20 protein-coding genes are annotated in these 24,945 nt (G+C 70.2%); 11 read left to right on the top strand and 9 right to left on the bottom strand.

The window, feature by feature from the left end; genetic code table 11:
- The first annotated feature begins 52 nt into the window (after positions 1 to 52).
- From ACFC1K_RS11975 to ACFC1K_RS11960, 4 genes are all read left to right on the top strand, one after another.
- A complete protein-coding gene (locus ACFC1K_RS11975) occupies positions 53 to 1,501 on the top strand; it encodes an aldehyde dehydrogenase family protein (RefSeq protein ID WP_375871790.1) in 1,449 nt (482 codons plus the stop codon).
- Positions 1,498 to 2,376 carry a citryl-CoA lyase gene (locus ACFC1K_RS11970; protein WP_375871789.1) on the top strand — a complete coding sequence of 293 codons (879 nt, stop codon included), beginning with the start codon at positions 1,498 to 1,500 and terminating at the stop codon, positions 2,374 to 2,376. The genes ACFC1K_RS11975 and ACFC1K_RS11970 overlap by 4 nt, the downstream gene beginning before the upstream one ends.
- Positions 2,373 to 4,136, top strand: a complete 1,764-nt coding sequence (locus ACFC1K_RS11965; RefSeq protein WP_375871788.1) for a thiamine pyrophosphate-binding protein — start codon at positions 2,373 to 2,375, stop codon at positions 4,134 to 4,136. The genes ACFC1K_RS11970 and ACFC1K_RS11965 overlap by 4 nt, the downstream gene beginning before the upstream one ends.
- A gap of 158 nt (positions 4,137 to 4,294) precedes the next feature.
- Positions 4,295 to 4,597: a hypothetical protein gene (locus ACFC1K_RS11960; protein ID WP_375871787.1), complete on the top strand. Its 303-nt coding sequence runs from the start codon at positions 4,295 to 4,297 to the stop codon at positions 4,595 to 4,597.
- Between the two features lie 6 nt (positions 4,598 to 4,603).
- Here the strand turns inward: ACFC1K_RS11960 and ACFC1K_RS11955 are convergent, their stop codons facing one another.
- The 3 genes from ACFC1K_RS11955 to ACFC1K_RS11945 form a co-directional block, all read right to left on the bottom strand.
- Positions 4,604 to 5,968, bottom strand: a complete 1,365-nt coding sequence (locus ACFC1K_RS11955) for a hypothetical protein (RefSeq protein WP_375871786.1) — start codon at positions 5,966 to 5,968, stop codon at positions 4,604 to 4,606.
- A 44-nt stretch (positions 5,969 to 6,012) separates the two neighbouring features.
- Positions 6,013 to 6,711, bottom strand: a complete 699-nt coding sequence (locus ACFC1K_RS11950) for a DUF2510 domain-containing protein (protein ID WP_375871785.1) — start codon at positions 6,709 to 6,711, stop codon at positions 6,013 to 6,015.
- 87 nt (positions 6,712 to 6,798) lie between these two features.
- Positions 6,799 to 7,656, bottom strand: coding sequence for an aldo/keto reductase (locus tag ACFC1K_RS11945; RefSeq protein WP_375871784.1), 858 nt, complete (start codon positions 7,654 to 7,656; stop codon positions 6,799 to 6,801).
- Between the two features lie 122 nt (positions 7,657 to 7,778).
- Between ACFC1K_RS11945 and ACFC1K_RS11940 the strand changes: the two genes are divergently transcribed.
- The gene (locus ACFC1K_RS11940; protein ID WP_375871783.1) at positions 7,779 to 8,168 is read left to right on the top strand and encodes a PPOX class F420-dependent oxidoreductase; all 390 of its coding nucleotides are present in this window, start codon (positions 7,779 to 7,781) and stop codon (positions 8,166 to 8,168) included.
- Here ACFC1K_RS11940 and ACFC1K_RS11935 read toward each other — a convergent pair whose 3' ends face one another.
- Positions 8,169 to 8,654: an SRPBCC domain-containing protein gene (locus ACFC1K_RS11935; RefSeq protein WP_375871782.1), complete on the bottom strand. Its 486-nt coding sequence runs from the start codon at positions 8,652 to 8,654 to the stop codon at positions 8,169 to 8,171.
- A gap of 142 nt (positions 8,655 to 8,796) precedes the next feature.
- Here ACFC1K_RS11935 and ACFC1K_RS11930 point away from each other — a divergent pair, with 142 nt between their 5' ends.
- A complete protein-coding gene (locus tag ACFC1K_RS11930; RefSeq protein ID WP_375871781.1) occupies positions 8,797 to 9,930 on the top strand; it encodes a peptidoglycan-binding protein in 1,134 nt (377 codons plus the stop codon).
- Between the two features lie 11 nt (positions 9,931 to 9,941).
- Here the strand turns inward: ACFC1K_RS11930 and ACFC1K_RS11925 are convergent, their stop codons facing one another.
- Positions 9,942 to 10,403, bottom strand: a complete 462-nt coding sequence (locus ACFC1K_RS11925) for an isoprenylcysteine carboxylmethyltransferase family protein (protein WP_310287932.1) — start codon at positions 10,401 to 10,403, stop codon at positions 9,942 to 9,944.
- Between the two features lie 135 nt (positions 10,404 to 10,538).
- On the opposite strand from ACFC1K_RS11925, the gene ACFC1K_RS11920 reads away from it, so the two are divergent.
- Genes ACFC1K_RS11920 through ACFC1K_RS11905 form a run of 4 tightly spaced genes read left to right on the top strand, consistent with a single transcriptional unit; the run spans position 10,539 to position 14,521 of the window.
- Positions 10,539 to 11,729 carry a M20 family metallopeptidase gene (locus tag ACFC1K_RS11920; protein ID WP_375871780.1) on the top strand — a complete coding sequence of 397 codons (1,191 nt, stop codon included), beginning with the start codon at positions 10,539 to 10,541 and terminating at the stop codon, positions 11,727 to 11,729.
- Positions 11,726 to 13,234 (top strand): aminotransferase class I/II-fold pyridoxal phosphate-dependent enzyme, encoded by a 1,509-nt coding sequence (locus ACFC1K_RS11915; protein ID WP_375871779.1) that lies wholly within the window; start codon positions 11,726 to 11,728, stop codon positions 13,232 to 13,234. The genes ACFC1K_RS11920 and ACFC1K_RS11915 overlap by 4 nt, the downstream gene beginning before the upstream one ends.
- Positions 13,235 to 13,244: 10 nt before the next feature.
- Positions 13,245 to 13,685 carry a VOC family protein gene (locus ACFC1K_RS11910; protein ID WP_310287936.1) on the top strand — a complete coding sequence of 147 codons (441 nt, stop codon included), beginning with the start codon at positions 13,245 to 13,247 and terminating at the stop codon, positions 13,683 to 13,685.
- Between the two features lie 29 nt (positions 13,686 to 13,714).
- Positions 13,715 to 14,521: an isocitrate lyase/phosphoenolpyruvate mutase family protein gene (locus ACFC1K_RS11905; protein WP_375871778.1), complete on the top strand. Its 807-nt coding sequence runs from the start codon at positions 13,715 to 13,717 to the stop codon at positions 14,519 to 14,521.
- Here the strand turns inward: ACFC1K_RS11905 and ACFC1K_RS11900 are convergent, their stop codons facing one another.
- The 3 genes from ACFC1K_RS11900 to ACFC1K_RS11890 all read right to left on the bottom strand — a co-directional run bounded on the left by ACFC1K_RS11900 (position 14,522) and on the right by ACFC1K_RS11890 (position 18,108).
- Positions 14,522 to 16,210 (bottom strand): MDR family MFS transporter, encoded by a 1,689-nt coding sequence (locus ACFC1K_RS11900; protein WP_375871777.1) that lies wholly within the window; start codon positions 16,208 to 16,210, stop codon positions 14,522 to 14,524. It lies immediately after the preceding gene.
- Positions 16,207 to 16,848 (bottom strand): TetR/AcrR family transcriptional regulator, encoded by a 642-nt coding sequence (locus ACFC1K_RS11895; RefSeq protein ID WP_375871776.1) that lies wholly within the window; start codon positions 16,846 to 16,848, stop codon positions 16,207 to 16,209. Before ACFC1K_RS11895 ends, ACFC1K_RS11900 begins: the two co-directional genes overlap by 4 nt.
- A 156-nt stretch (positions 16,849 to 17,004) precedes the next feature.
- Positions 17,005 to 18,108, bottom strand: a complete 1,104-nt coding sequence (locus ACFC1K_RS11890; protein ID WP_375871775.1) for a substrate-binding domain-containing protein — start codon at positions 18,106 to 18,108, stop codon at positions 17,005 to 17,007.
- 240 nt (positions 18,109 to 18,348) lie between these two features.
- Here ACFC1K_RS11890 and ACFC1K_RS11885 point away from each other — a divergent pair, with 240 nt between their 5' ends.
- Entirely contained in the window at positions 18,349 to 23,748 is a 5,400-nt protein-coding gene (locus tag ACFC1K_RS11885; RefSeq protein WP_375871774.1) for a family 16 glycoside hydrolase, read from the top strand.
- Between the two features lie 93 nt (positions 23,749 to 23,841).
- Here the strand turns inward: ACFC1K_RS11885 and ACFC1K_RS11880 are convergent, their stop codons facing one another.
- Positions 23,842 to 24,879: a TerC family protein gene (locus ACFC1K_RS11880; protein WP_375871773.1), complete on the bottom strand. Its 1,038-nt coding sequence runs from the start codon at positions 24,877 to 24,879 to the stop codon at positions 23,842 to 23,844.
- Between the last annotated feature and the right edge of the window lie 66 nt (positions 24,880 to 24,945).

The raw sequence follows: 24,945 nt of genomic DNA, 5'->3' as shown, positions 1-24,945 counted from the left end.
CGTCTGAATAGCATTCGGCGGTCGGCATCAGATGCCCATGGACGGAGTTGTCATGGCTGCTTCAACAAGCAAGTCCCTCTCGCTCGAGCAGGAGCAGGAGCTCGATGAGGTGTTCGCCCGTGCGAAGGCCGCGCTGGCGATCATCGAGACCTACGATCAGGCCAGGGTCGATCGCCTGATCCAGGCCGTCGCCTGGGCGGTCGCTAACCGGACCTCGTTCCACCGGCTGGTGGGGATGGGGATCGAGGAGTCGGGACTCGGCGACTTCGACAGCCGCATGAACAAGCGGATGAAGATCCGCGGCGTGCTCCGCGACGCCCTGCGCAGCCCGTCCGTCGGTGTCATCGAGGAGGACCACGAGAGGGGACTCGTCAAGTACGGCAAGCCGGTCGGCGTGATCGGCTGCGTGGTCCCGACGACCAACCCCGACCTGACGCCCGCCGGCAACGCGATCTACGCAATCAAGGCGCGCGACGTCGTCGTGTTCTCGCCCCACCCACGATCGAGGCACACGACCTTCGAGACCGTCCGGCTCATGCGCGAGGCGCTGGAGGCGGAGGGTGCTCCGGCCGACATCCTGCAGTGCATCACGCTGCCCAGCCTCGCCGCATCCCAGGAGATCATGCGCCGCGCCGACCTCGTCATCGCGACCGGTGGCCAGGGACTGGTGAGGGCGGCGTACAGCTCCGGCACGCCGGCGTACGGCGTCGGGGCCGGCAACGCGACGGAGTTCGTCGACGAGACCGCGGACCTGCAGGAGACGGCTCGCAACTGCATGCTCTCGAAGACCTCCGACTTCGGCTCAGGCTGCTCGGCGGACGGGAACGTCCTCGTCCCCGCGTCGAGGTACCACGACATGCTCGCGGCCCTGCAGGCCGAGGGCGGGTACCTCGCCACATCGGACCAGCGCGCGGCTCTGGGGACGGTGATGTGGGACGACGAGGGGCACCGGCTCCCCGACACCGTCGCGATCTCGCCGCAGGAGCTCGCCCGAGCCGCGGGATTCGAGATCCCCGCTGAGAGCCGGTTCATCCTGGTGGAAGGGGACGGGATCGCCGAAGACAGGCAGTTCTGCAAGGAGAAGCTCACCACGCTCATGGCGGTGCACGCCTACGCGGGCGGTTTCGAGGACGGCGTCGAGGAGGCCAGGCGGCTCTACGAGATCGGCGGGAAGGGCCACTCCTGCGGCATCGCGTCGACCGACGACGCGCACATCGACTACTTCGCGCGGCACATGCCGGTGTCGCGGATCATGGTGCGCCAGCCGAACTCGAAGGCCAACGCCGGCGCGTTCACGAACGGCATGCCCATGACCTCGTCGATGGGCTGCGGCACCTGGGGAGGCAACATCACCTCCGAGAACGTCTCGCTTCGCCACTACCTGAACACGACGTGGGTCTCTCGCACCATCCCCGAGGACCGCCCATCCGACGAGGAGCTGTTCGGCGACTTCTACGACGCCGCGCTCGAGTCGCCGCACGCGGCGAGGGTCGCGTCATGATCTCGCTCTCTCGCGAGCCGGCGCAGGACTCGGAGGAAGTGCTCGACGAGGCGCGGCGGTGGTGGCAGACCGACATCATCGACATCCATCCCGGAGAGATCGCGCTGCGCGGATACCCGATCCAGGAGCTCATCGGCGGCGTCGGCTTCGTCGACACCATCTGGCTCATGCTGCGCGGGGAACTGCCCTCGCCCGCCGAGGCGGCACTGCTCGAGACGGCGCTGGTCGCGTCCGTCGACCATGGTCCGCAGGCGCCCTCGATCGCCATCGCGCGGATGGCGACGACGTGCGGCGCCCCCGTGAACGGCGCGATGGCCTCTGCCATCAACGTGCTGGACGACATTCACGGCGGGCCGGGCCAGCAGTGCATGGAGCTGTATCTCGAGATCGATGCCGAGATCGATGCCGCAGGCGGGGTCGATCAGGCCGTGCGGGCCGTGCTGCGTCGCCACCGCGATGCGGGGATGACGTATGTTCCGGGTTTCGGCCACCGATTCCATCCGCTGGACCCGCGCACGCCGCGGCTGCTGTCGCTGGTCGACGCGGCGGCAGCGGACGGAGTGGTCGCCGGCCGGTTCGCCGCGATCGGGCGCGCCGTCGAGGACGCGATCAGCGACGGCAGGCCGCGGCGGATCCCCATGAACGTGGACGGCGTCACGGCGGTCATCTACTGCGAGCTCGGCTTCACCCCCCAACTCGGGCGCGGCGTCTTCATCCTCTCGCGGTCGGTCGGAATCCTCGCCCACGCCGTCGAGCAGATGACCCAGGGCGGACGCATCAAGGGACCGGTGCCCCCATCGATCGGTTACACGTACACGGGACCGGCGCGCCGATCGGTCCCCGTCAACGGCGACGCAAGAAGGAGAACGCCATGAAGGACCTGGTCTCGAACCAGATCGTCAGGTACCTGGAGGCCCGTGATGTCGAGCATGTCTTCGGGCTGTGCGGTCACACGAACATCGCCCTGCTGGCGGCGCTCGAGAAGAGCGACCGCATCTCCTTCGTGAACGTCCGGCACGAGCAGATCGCCGCGCACGCCGCCGACGGCTACGCGCGGGTGACCCAGCGTGCGGGGGTGGTGCTGACCCATCTCGGCCCCGGTCTGACGAACGCCGCGACGGGGGTCGCGAACGCGGCCCTCGATTCGATCCCCCTTGTGGTCATCGCCGGTGACGTGCCCACCCACTACTTCGGGAAGCACCCCCACCAGGAGATCAACCTCCACGCGGATGCTGCGCAGTACGAGATCTACCGGCCGTTCGTGAAGCGTGCGTGGCGCGTCGACCGGCCCCACCTGATCGCGGAGGTGCTCGACAAGGCCTTCACCCTGGCCGAGAGCGGGCGCCCGGGTCCTGTGCTCGTGGATGTGCCCATGGACGTCTTCTCGGCGGAGGTCGACATCGCGTCGTTCGACAAGGTCGTCGGCGGCACCCGCTCTCTCGCGAAGCCCAGCCTCGATGAGGCCGCAGGCGAGCGGATCGTGCGCAACCTGCTCGACGCCGAGAGGCCGGTGCTGTACGTGGGCGGCGGGATCATCGCGGCGGATGCCTCGGCAGAGCTCGCCGAGTTCGCCGAGCTTCTCTCGCTCCCGATCGCGCACAGCCTGATGGGCAAGGGGGCGGTGCCGGACGACAACCCTCTCGTCCTCGGCATGACCGGATTCTGGGGGACGGCGTTCACCAATGAGACGACCCGGACGGCCGACTGGATCCTCGCGCTCGGGACGCGGTTCGCGGAAGCCGACTCGAGCTCGTGGTACGCGGAGTACACCTTCGACATCCCCGCCACCCGGCTCATGCAGATCGACATCGATCCCACCGAGCTGGGGCGCAACTATCCGCTCGAGGTCGGCGCGCTCGCAGACCTCAAGTCGGCGCTCGCCGTGCTGGTCCGGATCGCGCGCCGACTCGCGCCGACCGGGGTACGACGGGACGGACTGCGCGCGAAGATCGCTGAGAGCAGGTCTGCGGTGAAGCGCGAGAACGCCCCGGCTCAGGCTTCCGATGCCTGGCCCATGCGACCGGAGCGCATCCTCTCCGAGACGCGCGACGTCCTGCCGGACGACGCGATCATCACGACCGACGTGGGCTGGAACAAGAACGGCGTGGGCCAGCAGTTCGACATCCTCACGCCGGGCACGTTCCTCACGCCGGGCGGCTTCGCCACGATGGGCTTCGGCGCCCCGGCCGCGGTCGGAGCGAAGATCGCGCGCCCCGACCGCGTCGTCGTCTCCCTCGTGGGAGATGGCGGATTCGGCCAGAATCCGGCGGTGCTCACCACCGCCCGCGAGGAGAACGTCGCCGTGGTGTGGGTGGTGATGAACAACAACGCCTTCGGTACGATCGCTGGCCTCGAGAAGTCCGCATTCGACACCACGTACGGGACGGTGTTCGGCAGCGCCGAGGATCCGATGTACACCGACTTCGCCGCGATCGCGCGGGCGTACGGGATCACCGGCATCAAGGTGGAGTCCGCGGCGGAGTTCCGCCCGGCGCTCGAACGCGCGATCGCCCTCGGCGGCCCCGTCGTGATCGACGTGTCGATGGTCAACGTGCCGACTCCGACCACCGGTCACTGGAACATCCTGGACATCTACTCGCCGGGCAAGGCGATCGAGCACGTCGCGACGCACTGAGGCCATGGCCACTCGCTGAGCACCCGGTGCGGCCGGTCCGCCGGTGGTGCCCTGAAGGAGGACCCGGGGTATCCGCGGCGGCGGTCGCGCGAAGGCCCCCGAGCCGAGCAGAATGGCCTCGACGGTCGCGTGGCCGTCAGGACGAAGGTGAGGTCGGCGTGGCAGCTATCGACGGCAAGTGGGCGATCGAGGTCGCGACGCTGGCGGGATCCCACCACTTCGATGTCACGCTGACGACGGTCGGAACCTCGCTTTCGGGCACCGCGATCGGCCCCACTGGCCCGATCGCGATCCGAGGCGGCACGGCCTCGGGCGACACGGCCGACTTCACGCTCGACCTCGTCGCCCCGCTCCCGATGTCGCTCGCCGTCACGCTGCACGTCATCGGCGACCGGCTCACGGGCACGGCCCAGGCGGGGCCGTTCCCGCCGTCGACGATCGTCGGCACCCGCACCGGCTGAGCCGGCTCAGACGAGCATCACGGACTCGCTGATCACCCACGCGCCGTCGACGAGAAGGAGCGTGTAGACCCAGTACTCGTCGACGAGGAAGGGCTCTTCGAGCGGCTGGCCGTCGACGTCAGTCAGCGAGTCGTAGGTCTCGTGCACCTTGATCTGCATGCTCTGCATGGAGGGCCGCTCGATGTCGGTCGGGGTGTTCTCGAAGTTCGCTACGCCTTCCGAGTATCTGCGTGCTGCGGGAGCGAAGCCCGCGCACCCGTTCACGTTCAGTGCAACGCGGAAGGACTCCGTCGTCGTCGCCATGTAGGCGTCGCAGTCGGCCTCGACCCACGCCTGGTTGTAGCCGCGGATCGCGTCGACGGCGGCCCGCTCGTTCTCGTTCGCCGGTTCGTCCTCGGCCGCGGCGCCGTTGTCCCCCTCGGCGATGCGCCAGTCGCCGTCTTCCTCGACGAGGTGGTACCGGTACGGCGCACCCGCCTCGTACGGCGGGTCGATCGGCTCACCGAACTCATCCGTGTCGAGGGTACACACCTGCACCACGTCGAGCATGATCTCGCCGACGTGCGGGTCGACGGCGGTGTGGGAGCGGATGTCCTCCTGGTGCACGTCCATGGGGCAGTACGCGTTCTGGTCGGAGATGAACTGCTGGAAGGTGGGGCAGTCGGTCCACCCCATCTCCTCTCGGTAACCCGCTGTCGTCGAAGCGAGCAATGCGTCGCAGTCGCCGGCGGTATAGGCCGCGCGCCAGTCGACCAGCATCCGCGCCACCGCCTGCTGCTCCTCCTCCGTCACTTCGCCGTCGTTGCGCCCGCCCGGCACATCATGGACGGCATCGAGCTTCCACGCTCCGTCGTAGTGGACGAAGTGATACCGGAAGTCGTGCTCCGAGGTCACGGGATCCGTGGTGGGCTGCCCGTTCTCGTCGACGTGGCTCGTGACCGTGGTGTGCACCAGCGCGGCGATCTTGGCGCGGCCCCTTCCCTCGGCAGACACGGGCTCCACCGAGACGGAGTCGAGCGCCTCCGCCCGGCCCTGCGCGTTCCTCGTGAACGAGTCGCAGTCGACGAGACCGATGCGGTCGCGGAACCGCTGGGTGGTGACCTGCACGAAGAGGTCGCAGTCCTGTTCCGCGAACGCCTCTTCGTACTGGGCGACGGTGGCCATCGCGTCCGCCTCGTTGCCGGCTGCCGGCGAAGCCGACGGCGCCGCGACAGCATGTCGGTTCGACCCCGCCGGCAGGCCGGTCGCGGCTGACGCCGGTGACGCGATCAGCCCCGACGTCACCAGCGCGACGACAGCGATCAGTGTTCCCGCCCGCAGGCGCGGGAAGGCACCCATGCCACCCGTCCGCGAGCCCCCAGAGCTCCCCATGGCCGGATCATAGTCCGCTGCCTGCGCGGGGGCACTACCCCCGCTCACTCGAGGTGGTCGATGAGCCAATCGTCTCCATCGGCGACGACCGTGTACTGCCAGTCGATGGATTCGTCGACGGGCTCATCGAGGGCGTTGCCGCCTTCGTCGACCAGCCGGCTGTAGGTCTCGGTGGTGCTCACGACGATCGCTTCATCGGTGTCGCGTACATCCGTCACCTCCACCTCGTAGTCTTCGACGGCGTCGCCGAACGATTCGGCTTCGGTTTCGAAGGCGGAGCAGTCGGCGAGGCCCGCCTGCGCCCGGAAGGCTTCGGTTGTAGCGGCCATGAACGCCTCGCAGTCCGCGTCCTGCCACGCGTCGTCGTACAGCTCGACGGCGGCGACGGCCGCCGTCTGATCTGCATCGGCAGGCGTCCCCCCGCCGGCGAGGCCGCCGAGGCGCGCGGCGCCCAAGGTCAGCAGCGGAATCGCGACGGCCGCGGCGATCAGCAGGACGAGCACGACCGCACCGACCACGACCCACACGACCCAGCGGTTCGACTTCCTCGGCTCCGGGGGCGCCGCGACCGTGGTGACCGCTGCCCCGTCGTGAGCGACCCCGTCGGCGAGCGCGCCGGGCAGCGCAGCGGGCGCCGCGGCCGAGGCATCCGCACCCGCCACATGCTCCGTCCAGCGGGTGCCGTCCCACCAGCGGTTCGCGCCGTGGCCGTCGTCGTACCATCCGGGCGGAGTCGTCGTCATGCGAGAACGATAGACCCGAAGGGCATCGGTCATCGACGGGCAGACGGATGCCTCGCCGCGCCGTCTCACCGCGCGCCGGCGGGGCGGCTATCCGAGCGGTCGCGGGCGGGCCAGGGGCATGGTCGCCGCCATCATCCAGCGGGGGAGACGGAACATCGGACGGTCCTTGCCGAGTGCGTCGATGCCGGCCATCTCGGCGGGACTCAGCTCGAAGTCGAACACGTCGATGTTGGCCGCGATGTGCGCGGGGTCGGTCGATTTCGGGATGGCCACGAACCCGCGCTGCACGTGCCAGCGCAGGATGACCTGGACCGCCGACTTGCCGTGCGCGGCCGCAGCTCCCACGACCGCTGGTTCCGCGAGGAGCTTGGTCGACCCGTGACCGAGCGGGTACCACGCCTCGGGGACGATCGCGTGCTGGGCCAGGTAGGGGAGCAGGTCCGGCTGCTGCCAATGCGGGTGCAGCTCCACCTGGTCCACCGCGGGTGGGATCCGCGCCGCCGGAAGCAGGCGCTCCAGATCGGACACCGCGAAGTTGCTCACCCCGATCGCGCGCACGACGCCCTGGTCGACGGCATCCTCCATCGCCCGCCACGCGCCCTTCACGTCGCCGACGGGCTGGTGCAGGAGCAGCAGGTCGAGAGGGCCGCAGTCGAGCCGCTCCAGCGCGCCGCCGATCGCGGCGCGCGCCTTGTCGTAGCCGTAGTCCGAGGGCCACAGCTTCGTCGTGAGGAAGATCTCGTCGCGGGGGACTCCGGACGAACGGATGCCGCGCCCCACCGCCCGTTCGTTGCGATAGATGGCCGCGGTGTCGAGGAGCCGGTACCCCGTGTCGAGAGCGGACTTCACACTCGACTCGCACACCGCCACGTCGGTGACGAGGTAGACGCCCAGGCCGAGCTGCGGCATCCGTGCACCGCTCGAGAGCGGGATGCTGGTCACCATCTCTGCTGCCTCCTCCGGGGACTGGAGGCGCCCCCGCGCGTCCCTCATCGAACTGTAGATTCTCCGCGCCGCGATCGGGAGTGCCGGCGTGTGCGGGCGCATCCGGCCGGTAGCGTGGGAGCGTGCGGGAACTGTCGGAGGCGGGCATCGAGTTCGTACGCGAACGTCATATCGGCACCCTCTCGACGCTGGCTCCGTGGGGCGGCATCCACGCGGTCGCGGTCGGCTTCACTCTCCACGACGGGCTGCTGCGGATCATCACGTCGCGCGACTCGCAGAAGGTCCGGAACGTGCGCCGCGACGGCACCGCCACGATCAGCCAGGTGGACGGCGCACGCTGGCTCTCGTTCCAGGGCACCGCCACGGTGCACGACGATCCCGACGAGGTCGCGCTCGCGGTCGCCCTCTACGCCGAGCGGTACCGCCAGCCCCGCGTGAACCCGCTCCGGGTCACGATCGTCCTCACGCCGACGCGGCTGATGGGCAGCGGCGGGCTCTTCCGGGAGGCATGACTAGGGTCGGGAGCCGCCCTCAGCCAGTTCGGCCAGTGCTGTCGTGACCGCGCCCCAGCCCTCGAAGAACCCCAGCGCCTCGTGGCGCGCGCGGGCGGCGGCATCGCCGTGGCGCACCACCACGCGGTAGTCGGTGCCGTCCGCGTGGTCGTCGAGGGTGATCTCGGCGGTCATGGCGACGGGCTCCGGCTTCGCCGGGTGCCAGCTGCTGTCGACGGCGTTGGTGAACACGAGGCGGTGGAGCGGCTCGACGACGAGGAAGACGGAGTCGGTGTGCGGGACGAACGGTGCGCCGTCGTCGCTCATGCTCGTGACGAAGGCGCCGCCGGGACTCACCTCGAGTCGGTCCACGCGGGCGACGGTGGGTGCGGGCACCCACCACTGCGCGAGCAGGCTCGGCGTGGTCCAGGCCTCCCAGACGGCGTCGCGCGGGGCGCGGATCACACGGTCGAGGGTGAGGTCGCGTTCGGGGTCGATCGTGGTCATGGCTTCTCCTCCGGATCGCCGGCTCGTCGCAGATTACCTCCGCGTCGACACCCAGGGAACTCATGCGGTCCGCATGACGCGTCGAGACGGTTCGCGGTGCCATGATGTGCCTCACATGCTTCGGTTCAGAAGGGGGCGCGACGTGGACACGCTTCGCACCAGGGTGTCGGCGCGGCTGGGCGCCATCGTCGTCGCGGGCACGGTCGCGGCCGTGGTCCTCACCGGATGCGCCGCCGAGGCCGACCCGGTCGAGCGGGCGAAAGCCCAGGTGTCGGCGAAGGAGAAGGCGGTCGCCGAGGCGCAGACCGAGCTCACCACGGCGTCGGGCGCGTTCTGCGGCGCCAGCAAGGACTACATCGAGGCGCTCGACAGCTACGGCGACGTGCTCAACGACACCGCGCCCACCGTCGGCGATGTCCGCAACGCGGGCGCCGACCTCGCTGCGCCGCGGCAGGACGTGGTCGACAGCGCCGAGGCGGCCGTGACCGCCAACCAGGCGCTGTACGACGCGCAGCAGGAGCTCGTCGACGCGCAGGTCGCGCTCGCCGAGGCGGAGGCGGGTCCGACGGGCACGCCGACCGAACCCGCGCCCGCCGAACCCTCGAGCCCCCCGCTGGCGCCGACCGCCTCCGTCGAGCGGGTGAAGCAAGCGGAATCCGAGCTCGCGTCGGCCGAGGCATCCGTCACCGATGACACGCCCCTCAAGGACGCGGCCGAGCAGTTCAACAGCGCCGCGGTCGCGCTCGAGATGGCGTGGCTCGCGCTGTTCGCAGACGCAGGCTGCCTCACCGACGAGCAAGCGGTGCAGGCCGAGGCCGCGGTCCGTGCGTACACCTCGGCGCTGCAGCAGGACCTGCTCGTCGCGGGGTACTACACGGGCACCGTCGACGGCGTCTACGGGCCGCTGACGGTGCAGGCCGTCGAGGACCTGCAGAAGGCCGTCGGACTCCCGGTCACCGGCACCGTCGACAAGGCGACCGCCGAGGCGCTGCAGGCGAAGCTGGCCGAGCTGGGCGGCGCCGCCGCGCAGGAGTCGGTGGCGTCGACGGCAGCGCTGCAGCAGACGCTCAAGCTCTCCGGCTTCTGGGACGGGCCGGTCGACGGCGTGTGGACGCCGGAGCTGACCGCCGCGTTGCAGGCTTTCCAGACGGAGTTGGGCGTCGAGCCGACGGGGACGGTGGATGCCGCGACCGTCGCCGCATTCCAGAAGCGGGTCTCCGATCTGCAGGCGGCGGCCCCCGCGCCGACGCCCTCGCCCTCGAGCTCGGACGGCTGACCCGTGGCCGGCTACAGCCAGCGGCGCACCCGCGCGCGGTAGTCGTCGTACTCGGCGCCGAACTTCTCGCCGAGGTAGTGCTCCTCCGGCGTGATCGCGCCCCACCACAGGGCCGCCACTCCGAGGGGTGTGAGCACGAGCGCCCAGAACGACGGCCACAGCAGCGCCAGGGCGATGTCGAGCGCGATGAGACCGAGGTAGAGCGGGTTGCGGCTGACCCGGAACGGACCGCGGTCGAGGATCGTCCTGGTCGCGCCGCCCGGCAGCAGGGCGGTGCGGTGCCGGGCCATGAGCCACAGCGCCCAGCCGTTCCACAGGGCGAAGGCGACGATGAGCACGAGCGCGATCACCCGCGACGGTCCGACCGGGATCACGACCGGGTCGCCCACCACGGCCGTGAGGATCCATCCGGCCACGAGCGGCACCCCGAGCGCCACCGGCGGCCAGATCCGATACGCGGGCGCGTCCGCCATGCCCGCAGTGTAGCCCTGGCCACGCCACCGTCTACGCTGAGCCGGTGATCGTCGTGCCGCCCACATTCCGCGACGTGCCGCGGTGGCGCTAGCTGAGCCGGGTGGGCGTCCACGCCCACCGCTAGGGTCGTCCTCGTGGATGCACCCGACCTCGGTCATGCCGCCGTCGACCTCACCGTGGCCCTGATCGGCATCGACTCGGTGAGCCCCAGTCTCGTGCCCGAAGCGCCGGGCGAGGCGGGGATCGCGGCGTTCCTCTCGGACCGGCTCGGGACGGCCGGCTACGCCGTCCGGCTGATCCCCGCCGCGTCGGACCCGCGCCGCGTGAGCCTGGTCGCGACCCGCACGGGTTCGCGGCCCGGGCGGACGGTCGTGCTCAACGGGCACCTCGACACCGTCGGGGTCGAGGGGATGACCGATCCGTTCGCGGCCCGGATCGACGGAGACCGTCTGTACGGCCGTGGTGCGAGCGACATGAAGGGCGGGGTGGCCGGCCTCGTGGTCGCCGCCGAGCACCTCGCTGCGGTCGACGCACCGGGCACGATCATCGTGGCTCTCGTCGCCGACGAGGAGGATGCCAGCGTCGGCGCCGAGGCCGTGCTGCACGACCTCGCCGCGCGTGGACAGCGCATGGACCTCTGCCTCGTCGCCGAGCCGACGTGGCTCGACCTGGCGGTCGCGCATCGCGGATACGCGGTGGTGGAGGTGGAGCTCCGTGGCCGGGCGGCGCACTCCTCGCAGCCCGAGACCGCCGTCGACGCGATGCGCGGGCTCGGTGACCTCCTCACCGGGATCCGCGACGCCGACGACGCGCTGCGACGGCGGCCGCAGCATCCGTTGATCCCCTCCGGCTCGCTCATGGCGACCGTCGCTCGCGCCGGCACCGCGCCGTTCACCGTGGCGGCGTCGGCGCACGTCGTCGTGGAGCGGCGCACGCTGCCGGGGGAGTCGCCCGCCGACGCGCTCGGCGAGGTGCGGGCGCTCGTCGAGCCGGTGGTGTCCGCCACGACCGGCGTTACCGCGGACACGAGGCTGATCCTGTCGCGGGACGCGTGGGAGATGGATGCCTCGGGCCCGGCGTCCGACTTCGCCGACGAGCTCTCCGCTGCCCTCGTCTCGGCGGGCGGCTCGGTGCCGGCGCGCGTCGGAGCGCCCTACTGGATGGAGTCGGCGCTGTGGCAGGAAGCGGGCGTACCGACGGTCGTGTGCGGACCCGCGGGAGGCGGACTGCACGCCGTGGACGAGTGGGTCGACCTCGCTCAGGTCGAGAGATTCCCCGTCGCGGTCGCCGACGCCGTCGGCCGGTTCCTGGCGGGTGGCGTATGACGCAGAGCGATCCGCGCGACCCGCGCGGCTGCGCCGCCGACGCCCCGCTGCTCGCGGCTTGGCTGGAGTTCCAGCGCGACGTCGAGGCGGGTGACGTCGCGCCGTTCAGCATCCCGGGGCACAAGCACCGGCGCGACCTCTTCGGCGACATCGTCCGCGGCGACGCGCCGCTGTTCGCGGGGCTCGACACGATGAAGCAGAGCCGCGGGCTGCTCGCCGCCGCCGAGGGGCTGGCGGCGGAGGCGTGGGGTGTCGACTGGTGCCGTCTGTCGGTCGGCGGCTCCACGCATGCGAACCAGGCGGCGGTGCTCGCGCTCGGCCGACCCGGGCAGCCGGTGATCGTCTCGCGGACGCTGCATCGATCGGTACTGCTCGGCATCGTCTTCGCGGGACTCCGCCCCGTGTGGGTGCGGCCCGAGATCGACGCCGCGACGGGGCTGCCGGGCGCCGTGCCGGTCGCCGCGGTGAGGGCGGCGCTCGCCGAGCACCCCGACGCCTGCGGCGTGCTGATCGGCGACCCGTCGTACGTCGGCACCTTGTCCGACATCGCCGGACTGGCCGATGCGGCGCACGCCGCAGGGGTTCCCCTCGTCGTCGACGCGGCATGGGCGGCCTATTTCGGCTTCTCGCCCCTGGTTCCCGCCCACGCGCTCGACCGCGGAGCCGATGCCCTCGTGACGAGCGCCCACAAGACGCTTCCCGCCTGGAGCCAGGGCGCGCTGCTGCTCGCGCGCACGACGCGCGACGGCGGGCTGCTCGACCCCGACCGGCTGCAGCGCGGATTCGAGGCATCCCACACCACCAGTTCCGCGGGCGCGATCCTTGCGAGCACGGATGCGTCGCGCGCGATGCTGCAGCGCGACGGCGAGGAGCTCGTCGGACGACTGGTCCGGCTGGTGACCGAGGCGCGCCGACGGCTCTCTGAGGTCGAGGGTGTGACGGTGCTCGAGGGGCGTCCGGCGGGCCATCCCGATGGTGCGCTCGCCGTGGATCCGGCCAAGCTGGTCGTGCTGATCGCGGGCACCGGCGCGCACGGCCACGCGGTCGAGGACGACCTCCTCGCCGACGGCATCACGCTCGAGATGGCCGATCGCGACGTGCTCGTGCCGCTCCTCACCGTGGCCGACGACGAGCGCTCCCTCTCGGGGCTGGTCGTGGCGCTGGCCGCCGCGATCGGCCGGCACCGCGGCATCCCTCGTCCCGTCACGCCCTCGGCGGCGTGGTCGGTGGAGTCGCAACCTGCCCTGACCCCGCGCGAGGCCTTCTTCGCCACGCACGAGACGGTCGACGCCGAGGAGGCGATCGGACGCGTGTGCGCGGAACTCATCGCCCCCTACCCGCCCGGTGTGCCGGTGCTCGCTCCGGGTGAGGTCGTCACCGCGGGCGCGCTGGACGCGCTGCGCGAGACGAGGCGGGACGGCGGCCGCATCGCGTACGCCGCGGACCCGACGCTGGACACCATCCAGGTGGTCGCGGGGGTACCGTCGACGACCCCGGACGCCTAAGGTCGCGAGGGTGGGTGTCCGCAGCTTCGAGCACATCGGCCTCATCGTCGAGGATCTCGAGGCGATGGCGGGTTTCCTCGAGATGCTCGGATTCCACCGCGGCGAGAAGGCTCGCGTCGGAGGCCCGTGGGCGGATCGCGTCAACGGGCTCACCGGCACCGATGTCGAGATGGTGTTCCTCACCGCCCCCGACGGCTCGGGAGCGATCGAGCTCTCGCAGTTCCTGCGGCCGGAGAGCCCGGCATCCGTCGGCGATCTCCCGTCGAACACGCTGGGCCTGCGCCATCTCGCCTACCGCGTCGACGATGTCGAGGGAGTGCTCGCCCGGGTCCGTGCCGCCGGGTACGACACCATGGCGGAGCTCGTGAACTACGAGGACGTGTGGCTCGTCTGCTACGTGCGCGGGCCGGAAGGTCTCATCATCGAACTCGGACAGCGGCTCGACGACTGAGTCGCGGGATGTTCACGGAAGGGCGGCTCGTGTCGGCAGATCACGCCTCGGCTTTTCTCGCGCTCCACTCGGGTGCGGGATTCGTGATCCCCAACGCGTGGGATGCGGGGACCGCGCGCATCCTCGAGCAGGTGGGCTTCCCGGCGATCGCCACGACGAGCGCGGGCATCGCGTGGTCGTACGGCGTGCCCGACGGGGGAGCGCTGGATCCGGCCGTCATGTTCGAACGCGTCGCGGAGATCGCCGCCTCGGTGGGCGTGCCCGTGAGCGCGGATCTCGAGGCGGGCTACGGGGACACGCCGGAGGAGGTCGGCCGCACCGTGGCGCTCGCCGCCGAGCTCGGGGTGGTCGGCGGCAACATCGAGGACGCCGTCGCGGGCGCCCTGTTCCCGGTCGAGGAGGCGGCGGAGCGCCTCGCCGCCGCGCGTGACGCCGCACCGACGGGCGGCTTCGTGCTCAACGCGCGCACCGACGCCTACTTCATCGGCACGGCCGAGGATCCGTTCGCCGAGACCGTCGAGCGCGCGCAGCGCTACGTCGAAGCCGGGGCCGACTGCGTCTTCGTGCCGGGCGTCACGGACGAGGACACCATCCGCCGGCTCGTCGCGGAGATCCCCGCCCCCCTCAACGTCGTCGCCGGACTGGTGGCACCGGTCATCCCCGCTCCCACGCTCTTCTCGCTTGGCGTCACGCGGGTGAGCGTAGGCGGCAGCCTCGCCCGCGCGGCGCTCTCCGCCGTGGAGCGTGCCGGCCGCGAACTCCTCGAGACCGGCACGCTGGGCTTCCTCGACGGAAGCCTCGGCTACGGCGACGTGCAGCGCCGGTTCGGAGCCTGACTACCGCGCGGCGCGGTCCTTCTCCCTCGTGCGACGGCGTGCGCGTCCGGTGGGGGCGGCACTGTGCCGCTCGGCCTTCAGCCGTTCCGCTTCGAGCCGCTCGGCCTCCTCGCCTCCGATCGCCTCGCCGCGCGCGACGAGCCCGGCGACGTCCGACAGCGGGATCTGCTTGAGGAAGAGCGCCAGCACGAAGGCGATCGCGATGAACGGCACGAGGTACCAGAACACCGGCGCGAGCGCGTCGGCATACGCGTCCACGACTCCCGTCTTGACCGTGTCGGGCAGCGAGTTCAGCACCGAGGGGTCGATGCTCGATGTCGCCTCGCCCGCCTGCTCGGGGCTGGCTCCGGCATCCGTGAAGACCTTCGTCAGGTTCTCGGTGAGGCGCGTCGTGAAGAGCGTGCCGAACACGGCGGTGCCGAGCGCGGCACCGACCTCGCGGAAGTAGTTGTTCGTCGAGGTCGCGGTTCCGAGATCCGCGGCGGGCACGGCGTTCTGCACGACCAGCACGACGACCTGCATGATGCAGCCGAGCCCGACGCCGAACAGGAACAGGTAGGTGCAGATCAGCCAGATCGGCGTCGACGCGGTGAGCGTCGTCATCAGCACCATCGCGACGCCGACGATGAGCGTCCCGACGATCGGGAACAGCTTGTACTTGCCGGTCTTGGTGATGAGCAGGCCCGACGCGATCGACATGCCCATGACGCCGACCATCATCGGGAGCATGAGAAGACCGGATGCTGCGGCCGACGTGCCCGACGACATCTGGAGGAACGTCGGCACGAAGCCGAGAGCCGCGAACATGCCGATGCCGATCGCCATGCCGATGGCCGTGGCGTTGATGAAGATCGGGTTGCGGAACATCGACAGCGGCATGATCGGGTCGGCCGCACGCGACTCGGTGAAGATGAACAGACCGGCTGAGGCGACGAGCCCCGCGCCCCAGGCCCAGGTCGCCCCGGAGTCCCACCCCTGGTCGGCCGAGCCGCCGAAGTCGGTGAAGAAGATGAGGCATGTCGTCGCGGCCGACAGGAACAGCACGCCCAGCCAGTCGATCGGCTTCTCGGCCTTCTTGTTCGGCAGCTTGAGCGCGAACACGGCGATGAAGAACGCCGCGATGCCGACCGGGATGTTGATGTAGAACGCCCACTGCCACGTCATGTGGTCGACGAAGAAGCCGCCGAGGAGGGGGCCGGCGACGGCCGCGAGGCCGAAGATGCCGCCGATCGGGCCGAGGTACTTGCCGCGCTGGTCGGCCGGCACGATGTCGGCGATGATCGCCTGCGACAGGATCATGAGGCCGCCGCCGCCGAGCCCCTGGATCGCGCGGAAGACGACGAACATCCAGAAGTCGGTGGCGAACGCGCAGCCGACCGACGCCAGCGTGAAGATCGCGATCGCCACCATGAACAGTCGTCGCCGGCCGAGCACGTCGCCGAACTTGCCGTAGATCGGCATGACGATCGTGGTCGCGAGGATGTAGGCGGTCGTGATCCAGACCTGGTGCGAGACACCGCCGAGCTCACCGACGATCGTCGGCATCGCGGTCGAGACGATGGTCTGGTCGAGGCTCGACAGGAGCATGCCCGCGATGAGGGCGGAGAAGATGATCCAGATGCGCCGCTGCGTGAGCAGGAACGGCGCGTCTCCGCCGGGCTTGGCGGTCAGGGCGGTGGCGGTGGTCATTCGGGGGTTCCCATCAATGCGGTCTGCGTGGCGAAGAGGTCGCGCGCCGCGCCGATGCGCCGCTCGAAGATCTGGATGAAGGACTCGGCGTTGCCGGGCTTGAGGAACTCGCCGGCAGCCGATCGGACGAGGGCGCCGACGACCTGCGCGGCGACCTGGGCGCGGAGATCGCCCGACAGGAGGTTCTCGCGCTGCTCGATCAGGCGGGCGTCGAACTGCTCGCCCTCGAACCCGAGTTCGAGCATGCGCGCGAGCAGCCGCGGCTCCTTCTCGACCGCGCGGAACAGGTCCTGCACCGTGTCGGGGGCGATGTCGAGCGCGCGCCAGCGCTCCTCGGCGAGGAGAGCGAGGTCGGTGAGCAGGTTCGGTGAGATGCCCGGGTCGTCGGAGGCGCCGGCGAGGAAGCGGGCGATGGCGGCAGCATCCGATCGCTCCAGAGGGATGCCGAGGACGGCGTCGTCCTTCGAAGCGAAGTAGTTGAAGAACGTGCGCCGCGAGACCGCGGCCTCGCTGCACAGCTCCTCGACGGTGAAGCCGCCCAGGCCGTGCTCGGCGGTGAACCGCCGTGCGGCCCGGATCAGGGTGCGCGTGGTCTCGGCGCGCCGGCGCTCGCGAAGTCCTTCTGCACTATCTGTCACATCATGCAGTTTTGCACTAAAGGTATTCTCGTGCAAATTAGCAGGCGTTGCCGCCCTCCGGTGATGCGTTTCAACAGGTCAACCGCGCCTCCGCAGGACCGCACTGAGTTCGGAGGGCCTGCAGAGCCCCGGTTGACCTGTCGAAGTGGGGGCGGGTCAGTGCACGGGGCCCACCGTGGAGGCGCGCGGCAGCAGTTCGGGCAGCAGGTACACGCGCTGCACCGGGCGCCGCGCGCCCTCGCTGAGGCGGGCGACCATCGTCTCGACCGCGAGACGGCCGACCTGCTGCTTGGGCGGACGCAGGGCCGTGATGGCGGGCTCCGCGCTCTCGGCCACCTCGTCGTCGTACGCGACGATCGCGAGGTTCTCGGGGATCGACCAGCCGTGGTCGCGTGCGTGCTGCTGCAGCAGCACCGCCTGCGGGTCGTTGTGTATGAGGAGGGCGGTGGTGCGCGTCTCGCGGCAGCGCTCGAGCACATCGGCGATCAGCGCCTCGCGGGCGACCCCGTCCAGGGCGTCGAGCGTCGCGTCGACGTCGACGAGGCACTCGAGTCCGAGCCCCTCGACGGCGCGGTCCCACCCGCGGCGCAGCTGCCAAGAGGTGGGCGAGCCGGCCGAGGTGAGGATGCCGACGCGGTGGTGGCCCAGGGAAGCGAGGTGGTCGGCCGCGAGCGAGCCGCCGAAGACGTGATCGGTGGTGACCCACTCCAGGCGCGTGAGCGCCAGCGCCGACGGCACGCGCCGCTCGGCGAGCACCACGGGGATCGGCAGCGCCTCGAGCCAGTGCAGCAGGGCGCGCCCGTCGGCGCCGAGGGTCTCCGGCGCCACGATGAGCCCGTGCAGGCTCCCGGACTCGACGAGCGAGGCGATCTGCCGACGCTGGTCGTCGACGGAGTAGGTCGCGCCCCGGAGGATCAGCTGGACGCCGAGTTCGGTCGCCGCGGCCCGCGCGCCGATCATGATGTGGGGCCAGTAGTAGCTGAGCGACGGCACGACCATGCCGACCCGGAACCGGATGGCGGCGCCCGACGACGCGGGAACGGTCGTATCGAGCCGGCTGCGCAGCGTCGCGCCGCCGTGCACGCGCGTGACGAGGCCGCGGTCGGCGAGCTGTCCGATGTCGCGGCGGATGGTGAGCTCGGACACCCCGAGCTCGCGCGCGAGGCCGGCGACCCGCACCGAGCCCGAGCGGCGCAGCTCGTCGAGGATGTGCTCGCGGCGAGAGAGGCCGAAGGCGGGCGGGTCGGTGGGCTGCTCCATGATCGCCTCAGCGTACAAGTGTGTTCGAATCGGTTCAAGAGTGAACGAACGTGTTCGTTTTGGTTCCGGCATCGATCACTCTCACGAGAGGATTTCGCTGCGGGCACGCGGTCGTGCCCCCTTCGTGCGTCGATGCCGGTCCGGGTCCGCGAGCGCACGGGAAAAGCCCCAGGGGAAACGGAGACTGCGATGTCGCAGGGATGGATGCCTCGTCCGAAGGACGGACGGAGACCACGACGGGTGCGCACGACGCTGGCGGCGGTGGTGACCGCTGCCGTGGTCGCGGCGCCGCTCGCCGTGCCGACCATGGCTCAGGCGGCGGGCGCTGATCCCGTCACCGTGAACGTCACGGGCGCCGACATCGCGGCCGCCGCGCAGAACAAGAACGGCCTCACGTTCAAGGGCTTCGGCGTGCTGTCGGCGAACTCGACGAGCGCGCTCCTGCTGGACTACAAGTCGCAGCATCCCGACGCGTATTGGGAGCTCATCGAGACGCTGTTCGGCGGGGACCACCCGATCATGAACACCGTCAAGATCGAGATGGGCAACGACCGCAACACCTCGACCGGCCCGAACGCCTCGACGATGCGCACGCGCGACGAGTACCCCAACGTCCTCCGCGAGCCCGGCTTCCAGCTCGCCGCGGACGCGCAGCTCGTCGCCCACGGCGACGTGCACGTGAGCCTCCTGCGCTGGAATCGCCCGGCGTGGGTCGCGAATGACGCCGACCAGTACATCTGGTTCAAGAACACCGTGCTCGCCGCCTACCGCGAGTTCGGGATCATGGTCGACTCGATCAACCCCGACACGAACGAGACCTCGAGCCCCAACATCCAGCTGTACAAGAACTTCTCGGGGTGGGTCCGCGGCGACGAGAAGGGCTACGAGGGAGCCACCGCTTCCGATCCGAACAACGGCTTCGCGTCGGAGGAGGAGAAGACCCTCTACCGCGCCATCCAGACGATCGCGGCCGACACCGTCGGCACGCCGCCGGTCTCGTTCGGCAACGCCATGACCTCGGCCACCGACCCCTCGCTGCGCGACGCGGTCGACGTCGTCGGCTTCCACTACTCGAGCGCCGACGACAGCGCGGGCAACATGAAGAAGATCGCCGAGCAGCTCGACAAGGAGGTCTGGAACTCGGAGGGCCAGTCGACCTTCTCGAGCTCGGCCGACCGCCCGAACAACAACGCGAGCGACGAGCAGGGCGGCTTCGGCACCCAGTTCGGCGGCACCAACAGCGCGCTCGAGATGGGCAACTGGGTCACGACCGGCTTCACCGCGTCGCGGCGCACCATGAACATCTTCCAGCCGGCGATCGGCTCGTTCTACGACGGGTTCCAGTACTCGTCGAAGGAGCTCGTGAACGCCCGTGACCCGTGGTCGGGCTGGATGTACTACGACGGCGGCCTCGCCGTGATCGAGCACTTCACCCAGTTCGCGAAGCTCGGGTGGGAGAACGCCGACAACACCGCAGGCATCTGGCGCGCGATCCCGAAGGCGTCGGGCAGCGAGCTCGGCACGGGCAACCCGCCGGGCGGCGCGCGTGCCGGCGGAGCGTCGTACACGACGCTCGCGGCGCCGGACGCGTCGGACTTCTCGACCGTCATCATCAATGACTCGAAGTTCACGAAGACCTACCGGATCGTCGCCAAGGACCTGAACCTCGGCGCCGACCAGACCGGTGAGGTGTGGGAGACCCGGGCGGCCGACGGCGGCCAGGCGTACGACGCGAACTACCTGAAGCCGGTCGGCGAGGTCGCCCCCGCCGCCGACGGCACGTACACCGTCACGGTCAAGCCGTGGTCGGCCGTCACGTTCACGACGCTCGACCATGCGACCGCCGGTGCGGGCGGCAAGCTCTCCGCGAATGACGGCTACGGCAGCGCACTTCCGACGTCGAAGGAGTACACCGACGCCGACGGCGGCCGCGACGTGCTCGACACCGACGCGAGCGGCAACGTCAACGGCGTGACCGACGACGCGGTCCTCTACGCCGACGACTTCGACTACGCCGAGCAGGGCAACATCAAGGGCTACGACCCCGAGAGCGGTGAGCTCGCGGACGGCACGGTCTCGTACCTCGACAGCAGAGGCAACCAGGCCAAGCCCGCCGGCACGCCGGCCGTGCAGAGCGAGGACAACGGCGCCACGCCGCGGTACACGAACGACACGAACGGCGCGTTCGAGTCGGTCGCGACCCCGGACGCCGCGCACGACCGCGTGCTCCGCCAGCAGGTCGGCCCGGGAATGGCCGGCGGTGCATGGAACGGCGGCGACCCGAAGACGACGATCGGCGACGCCCGCTGGGCGAACTACACGGTCTCGTCGGACGTGCTGTTCGAGGCATCCGGATCCCAGTACGCGACCATCGGCGCGCGCGAGCAGGGCGGCACGGCCAACGGTCAGAGCGTCTCGGCGGCGGAGCTGAAGATCGACCCGACCGGTGCGTGGACGTTCATGCGCTTCGGCGCGACGCTCTCGACGGGCACGGTGGCGGGCAACGCCGCCGCGGCGTTCCAGACGGGCGCCGGCGTGTGGAACAACATCGCGGTGAAGGTGGCCGGCTCGGTGTACACGGCCTACGTCAACGGCGTGGAGGTCGCGACGTACACGGATGCCGCGCCCCAGGCGACCGGTCGCATCCAGCTGGGTTCGAGCTTCAGCTTCGTGCAGTTCGACAACCTGAAGATCGAGACGGTGCCCGGCTACACGCCGTACTACGCCGCCATGATCGACGGGATGCACCAGACCAGCTGGGCGGACCGCTCGGTGCCCGTGCTGCAGTTCGACAAGAACTGGAGCCACGCGAACGGCCAGGGCATGTTCGAGTGGCAGCGCACGGCCTCCAAGAGCACGGCGAAGGGAGCGTCGATGACGTACTCCTTCACCGGCACCGGTCTCGACATCATCGGCACCAACGCCGGCACCACCACCCTCGACGTGCTCGTCGACGGCGTGCAGGTCGCCACAGCGGCGCCGACGCTCGCGGCGGGCAGTGAGCGCACCACGTTCATCCTCCGCGGCCTGTCGAACGGACCGCACACGGTCGTCATCAAGACCGCGAACGACGCCTCGATCAACGTCGACGCCGTCGGCGTCGTCACCGCGACGGCCGACTCGGCGAAGGCCGACACCACGGCGCTCGCCGCGGCGGCGGACGCCGTGAAGGGCCTCGACGAAGCCGAGTACAGCGCCGAGACATGGGGGGTGTTCGCCGCCGTGAAGGCGAACGCGACCGCCGCGCTCGACGACCCGGCGGCGTACGGCCTCGACACCGAGGGTTCGGTGGCGATCGCGGCCCGTCTGACGGCGGCCGCGGACGGCCTCGTGCCGAAGGACGTCAGCCCCGACGTGCTCGACCTGGGCGTCGTGACCATCACCTCGACCGACCGGACGCTGCCCGCGAAGCTCGACCTCGCCGGCACGAACGCGAAGGTCACGTGGAGCCTCGCGTCGACGACGAGCGCGAAGAGCGTCGCCGAGCTGGGCACGTTCGCAGCGTCCGGCCGTTCGACCGAGAAGCTGTCGACGGGCGTGTACCAGCGCTTCAGCGCCACGGTGCTCGTCGCGCCGGCCGATCTCGACTACTTCATCGACTCGGGCGCGGCGGGCGCTCCGGCCGGATCGGTGTACGCGGCGGTCAAGGCATCCGCTCCGGGGCTCGTCAACGGCACCAGCGACCAGAAGTGGGATGGAACGACGGCGGGCACGACGTGGGGCTACTCGACCACGGCGACCACGATCGCGGCGGGCTCGCCGGGTGACTGGGGCTCGTCGTACGTCGGCGCCGACTACAACAAGCCGATCACCTACCACCTGACGCTGCCTGCGGGCTCGTACAACATCGTCGCCGTCCAGGCGCCGCGTGCGGGGCTCACGACCAACGTCTACTCGAAGGTGAAGGTCGCCGGCACCGAGACCACGAAGAATGCGACGTCGACGGGATCGGCGACGCCGGTGGCGCAGACGCTGACGCTCGACGCGGACGCCGTGGTCGACGTGGAGTTCGGCACCAACGGCACGAGCGGCTACAACGCCCGCCTCGCGCTCGTCTACGTGCAGAGCCTTCCTCGTGACCTCGGGGTGCAGGGCGCGCTGACGGTCGACGAGGACCTTCCCGAGACGGTGACGGTCGCAGGCGCCGAGAAGGCCGTCGATTGGGATGCCGCCTCCGCCGCGCAGTCGCGCACGGTGTACGGCAAGCTCACGGTCACGGGCCGCCTGACCGACACCGATCAGGCCGTCGTCGCGGGCTACGAGATCGTCCCGCCGGCGCTGGTGTACTACATCGATTCGGGAACGAGCGGGGCGGCCTCGCCGCAGTACACCGCGGTCGCCGGGTCGGTGAGCCTGCGGAACTCCACCGTCGACGAGGTCTCGACATCTCCAGATCAGTGGGGCTACGTCGCCGACGGCATGAAGACGAAGGGCACCACCGACATCAACGACAAGTACTCGACGGGTCTGTACCAGGACACGACGAAGCTCGTCTACCGTCTGCCCCTCGACGCGGGCACGTACACGCTCACGGGCGGATTCACCGAATGGTGGGGTCTGAACCGCGCGATGTATCAGACGGTGTCGGTGGGCGGCACCGAGCTCGCCAAGGGCACGGTCCCGCTGTCGGGCTCGAGCGGGCCGATCGCCGCGCCGCTCACCTTCACGCTGACGGCTCCCGCCACCGTCGACTACCTCGTCACCAACGAGGGCGCCGGCGCTGAGAAGCCCGTCATCTCGTGGCTCGCCGTGGCCGATGAGACGCGCCCCGGCGCGCCGCAGAACGTGACCGCCGCACTTGCGGGCGACACTTCGATCACGGTCGCGTGGGATGCCTCGACTCTCACCGGTCCGGGATTCACGGGGTACCGCGTGTACGAGGCGGGCGGCACCGACCCGGTGTGCGAGACGAGCAGCACCAGCTGCACCGTCCGGGCGCTCGAGCTCGGCACGACCCACGCGTACGAGGTCGCGGGTGTGAACGCACTCGGCGAGGGCGAGCGGTCGGCGGCGACGGCATCCGTCACCCTCCCGGAGGTCGCCTCGAACGACGGCGCGAAGACGGCGCCGGCCAAGGGCGTGCTCTCGTCGAACGACGGATGGGACACCGGCCTCAAGGACGGCACGTTCCAGCTGACGATGAACCTGTGGTGGGGCGAGAACGGCTCGCTGTTCAAGCTGTACCGCGACGGCGAGCTCGTCGCCAAGGTGCCGCTCACGATGATGACGCCCGGCGCGCAGAGCGCGGTCGTCGACATCAAGGGCCTGGTGAACGGCAGCTACGTGTTCACCGGTGAGCTGGTCAACTCGAAGGGCACGACCGCGACGCAGCCGCTCACCGTGAAGGTGACGGATGCCTCGCCCGGCAAGCCCGTCCTGTCGAGCGACGCACGGGGCGGCACCGGGTCGTACACCGTCACCGCCGACCTGTGGTGGGGCACCAACGCCACCTCGTACCGGTTCCTCGAGAACGGCGTCGAGGTCGGCGCGGGCGAGCTGAAGGCGGCCACCCCGGGCGCGCAGCGCGCGACCCTGCCGGTCGCGGGCAAGGCCAAGGGGACGTACACCTACACGGTGGAGTTCACGAACGCCGCCGGCACGACGGTGAGCGCACCGCTCAAGGTGACGGTCTCGAAGTAGCGGGACCCGCGGGCCCGGCACCCGCAGCAGCGTCCGGCCTCCGCCCTCGTGGCGGAGGCCGGACGCTGCTATGCGACGGTGGGGATCACCAGGTCAAGAGAGTTCCTTCTCTGTGTGGGCCGCCGACGTGTGACCTGCGGCGGGGGTGGTCGGATGCGACGTGGGGGCGCGGTCGCCGCGGGTCTTGATGAGGCTCGCCGTCGTCGCGACCGCGATGGTCGCGGCGATGAACAGCAGTGAGAACCAGATCGGGATCTCGGGCGCCCACTGCATCGGCTCGCCGCCGTTGATGAAGGGCAGCTCGTTCACGTGCATCGCGTGCAGGACGAGCTTCACGCCGATGAAGGCGAGGATCACGGCCAGGCCCTGCGCCAGATAGACCAGGCGCTCGAGCAGACCGCCGATCAGGAAGTACAGCTGCCGCAGCCCCATGAGCGCGAACGCGTTCGCGGTGAACACGATGTACGCCTCTTCTGTCAGCCCGTAGATCGCCGGGATGGAGTCGACGGCGAAGATCAGGTCCACGAACCCGATCGCGACGATCACGAGGAGCATCGGCGTCACGAAGCGACGACCGGCCTTCACGACGGTGAGACGGTCACCGTTGTAGTCGTCGCTGACCGGCAGGCGACGGCGAACGTATCGCATGAACCGGCCCTGCGAGGGATCCGCCTCACCGTGCGTGAAAGCCTGCCGATAGGCGAGGAAGAGCAGCAGCGCTCCGAAGAGATAGAAGATCCACGAGAAGTTCTCGATCAACGTGGCGCCGACCGCGATGAAGACGCCCCGGAGCACCAGCGCGATCACGATGCCGATCATCAGCACCTTCTGCTGGTAGATCTTCGGAACGGCGAATCCCGTCATCACGATGAGGAAGACGAAGAGGTTGTCGATCGACAGCGCCTTCTCGGTGAGGTAGCCCGCGAAGTACTCGCCGCCGTAGGTCCAGCCGGAGACGACACCGACCCCGATGCCGAACAGCAGCGCCAGACCGATGTAGAACGCGGACCAGCGGGCCGACTCGCCGATCGTGGGCTCGTGGGGCTTGCGGACGTGCGCGAAGAACTCGTAGACGAAGAACGCGATGGTGATCGCAATGGTGATGACCCAGACGAGCGGGGTGATGTTCAAGGAGGCTCCAGACCTGGCGTGACTGATCGACGCCAAGGTCTTCTCCATCCTCGTGATCGAGGACCG

The sequence above is a fragment of the Microbacterium sp. NPDC056057 genome, from assembly GCF_042266945.1.
Lineage (GTDB): Bacteria > Actinomycetota > Actinomycetes > Actinomycetales > Microbacteriaceae > Microbacterium > Microbacterium trichothecenolyticum_C.
The sequence above is the reverse complement of the archived record's forward strand: the minus strand, read 5'-3'. Positions and strand labels throughout refer to the sequence as shown.

What these genes read in the sequence shown, in the direction of transcription:
- ACFC1K_RS11955 (WP_375871786.1), bottom strand. Translation starts at nt 5,968, where the DNA reads ATGGGGAGCTCTGGGGGCTCGCGGACGGGTGGCATGGGTGCCTTCCCG.
- ACFC1K_RS11915 (WP_375871779.1), top strand. Translation starts at nt 11,726, where the DNA reads ATGACGCAGAGCGATCCGCGCGACCCGCGCGGCTGCGCCGCCGACGCC.
- ACFC1K_RS11890 (WP_375871775.1), bottom strand. Translation starts at nt 18,108, where the DNA reads ATGGAGCAGCCCACCGACCCGCCCGCCTTCGGCCTCTCTCGCCGCGAG.
- ACFC1K_RS11965 (WP_375871788.1), top strand. Translation starts at nt 2,373, where the DNA reads ATGAAGGACCTGGTCTCGAACCAGATCGTCAGGTACCTGGAGGCCCGT.
- ACFC1K_RS11900 (WP_375871777.1), bottom strand. Translation starts at nt 16,210, where the DNA reads ATGACCACCGCCACCGCCCTGACCGCCAAGCCCGGCGGAGACGCGCCG.
- ACFC1K_RS11935 (WP_375871782.1), bottom strand. Translation starts at nt 8,654, where the DNA reads ATGACCACGATCGACCCCGAACGCGACCTCACCCTCGACCGTGTGATC.
- ACFC1K_RS11970 (WP_375871789.1), top strand. Translation starts at nt 1,498, where the DNA reads ATGATCTCGCTCTCTCGCGAGCCGGCGCAGGACTCGGAGGAAGTGCTC.
- ACFC1K_RS11925 (WP_310287932.1), bottom strand. Translation starts at nt 10,403, where the DNA reads ATGGCGGACGCGCCCGCGTATCGGATCTGGCCGCCGGTGGCGCTCGGG.
- ACFC1K_RS11950 (WP_375871785.1), bottom strand. Translation starts at nt 6,711, where the DNA reads ATGACGACGACTCCGCCCGGATGGTACGACGACGGCCACGGCGCGAAC.
- ACFC1K_RS11975 (WP_375871790.1), top strand. Translation starts at nt 53, where the DNA reads ATGGCTGCTTCAACAAGCAAGTCCCTCTCGCTCGAGCAGGAGCAGGAG.
- ACFC1K_RS11945 (WP_375871784.1), bottom strand. Translation starts at nt 7,656, where the DNA reads ATGGTGACCAGCATCCCGCTCTCGAGCGGTGCACGGATGCCGCAGCTC.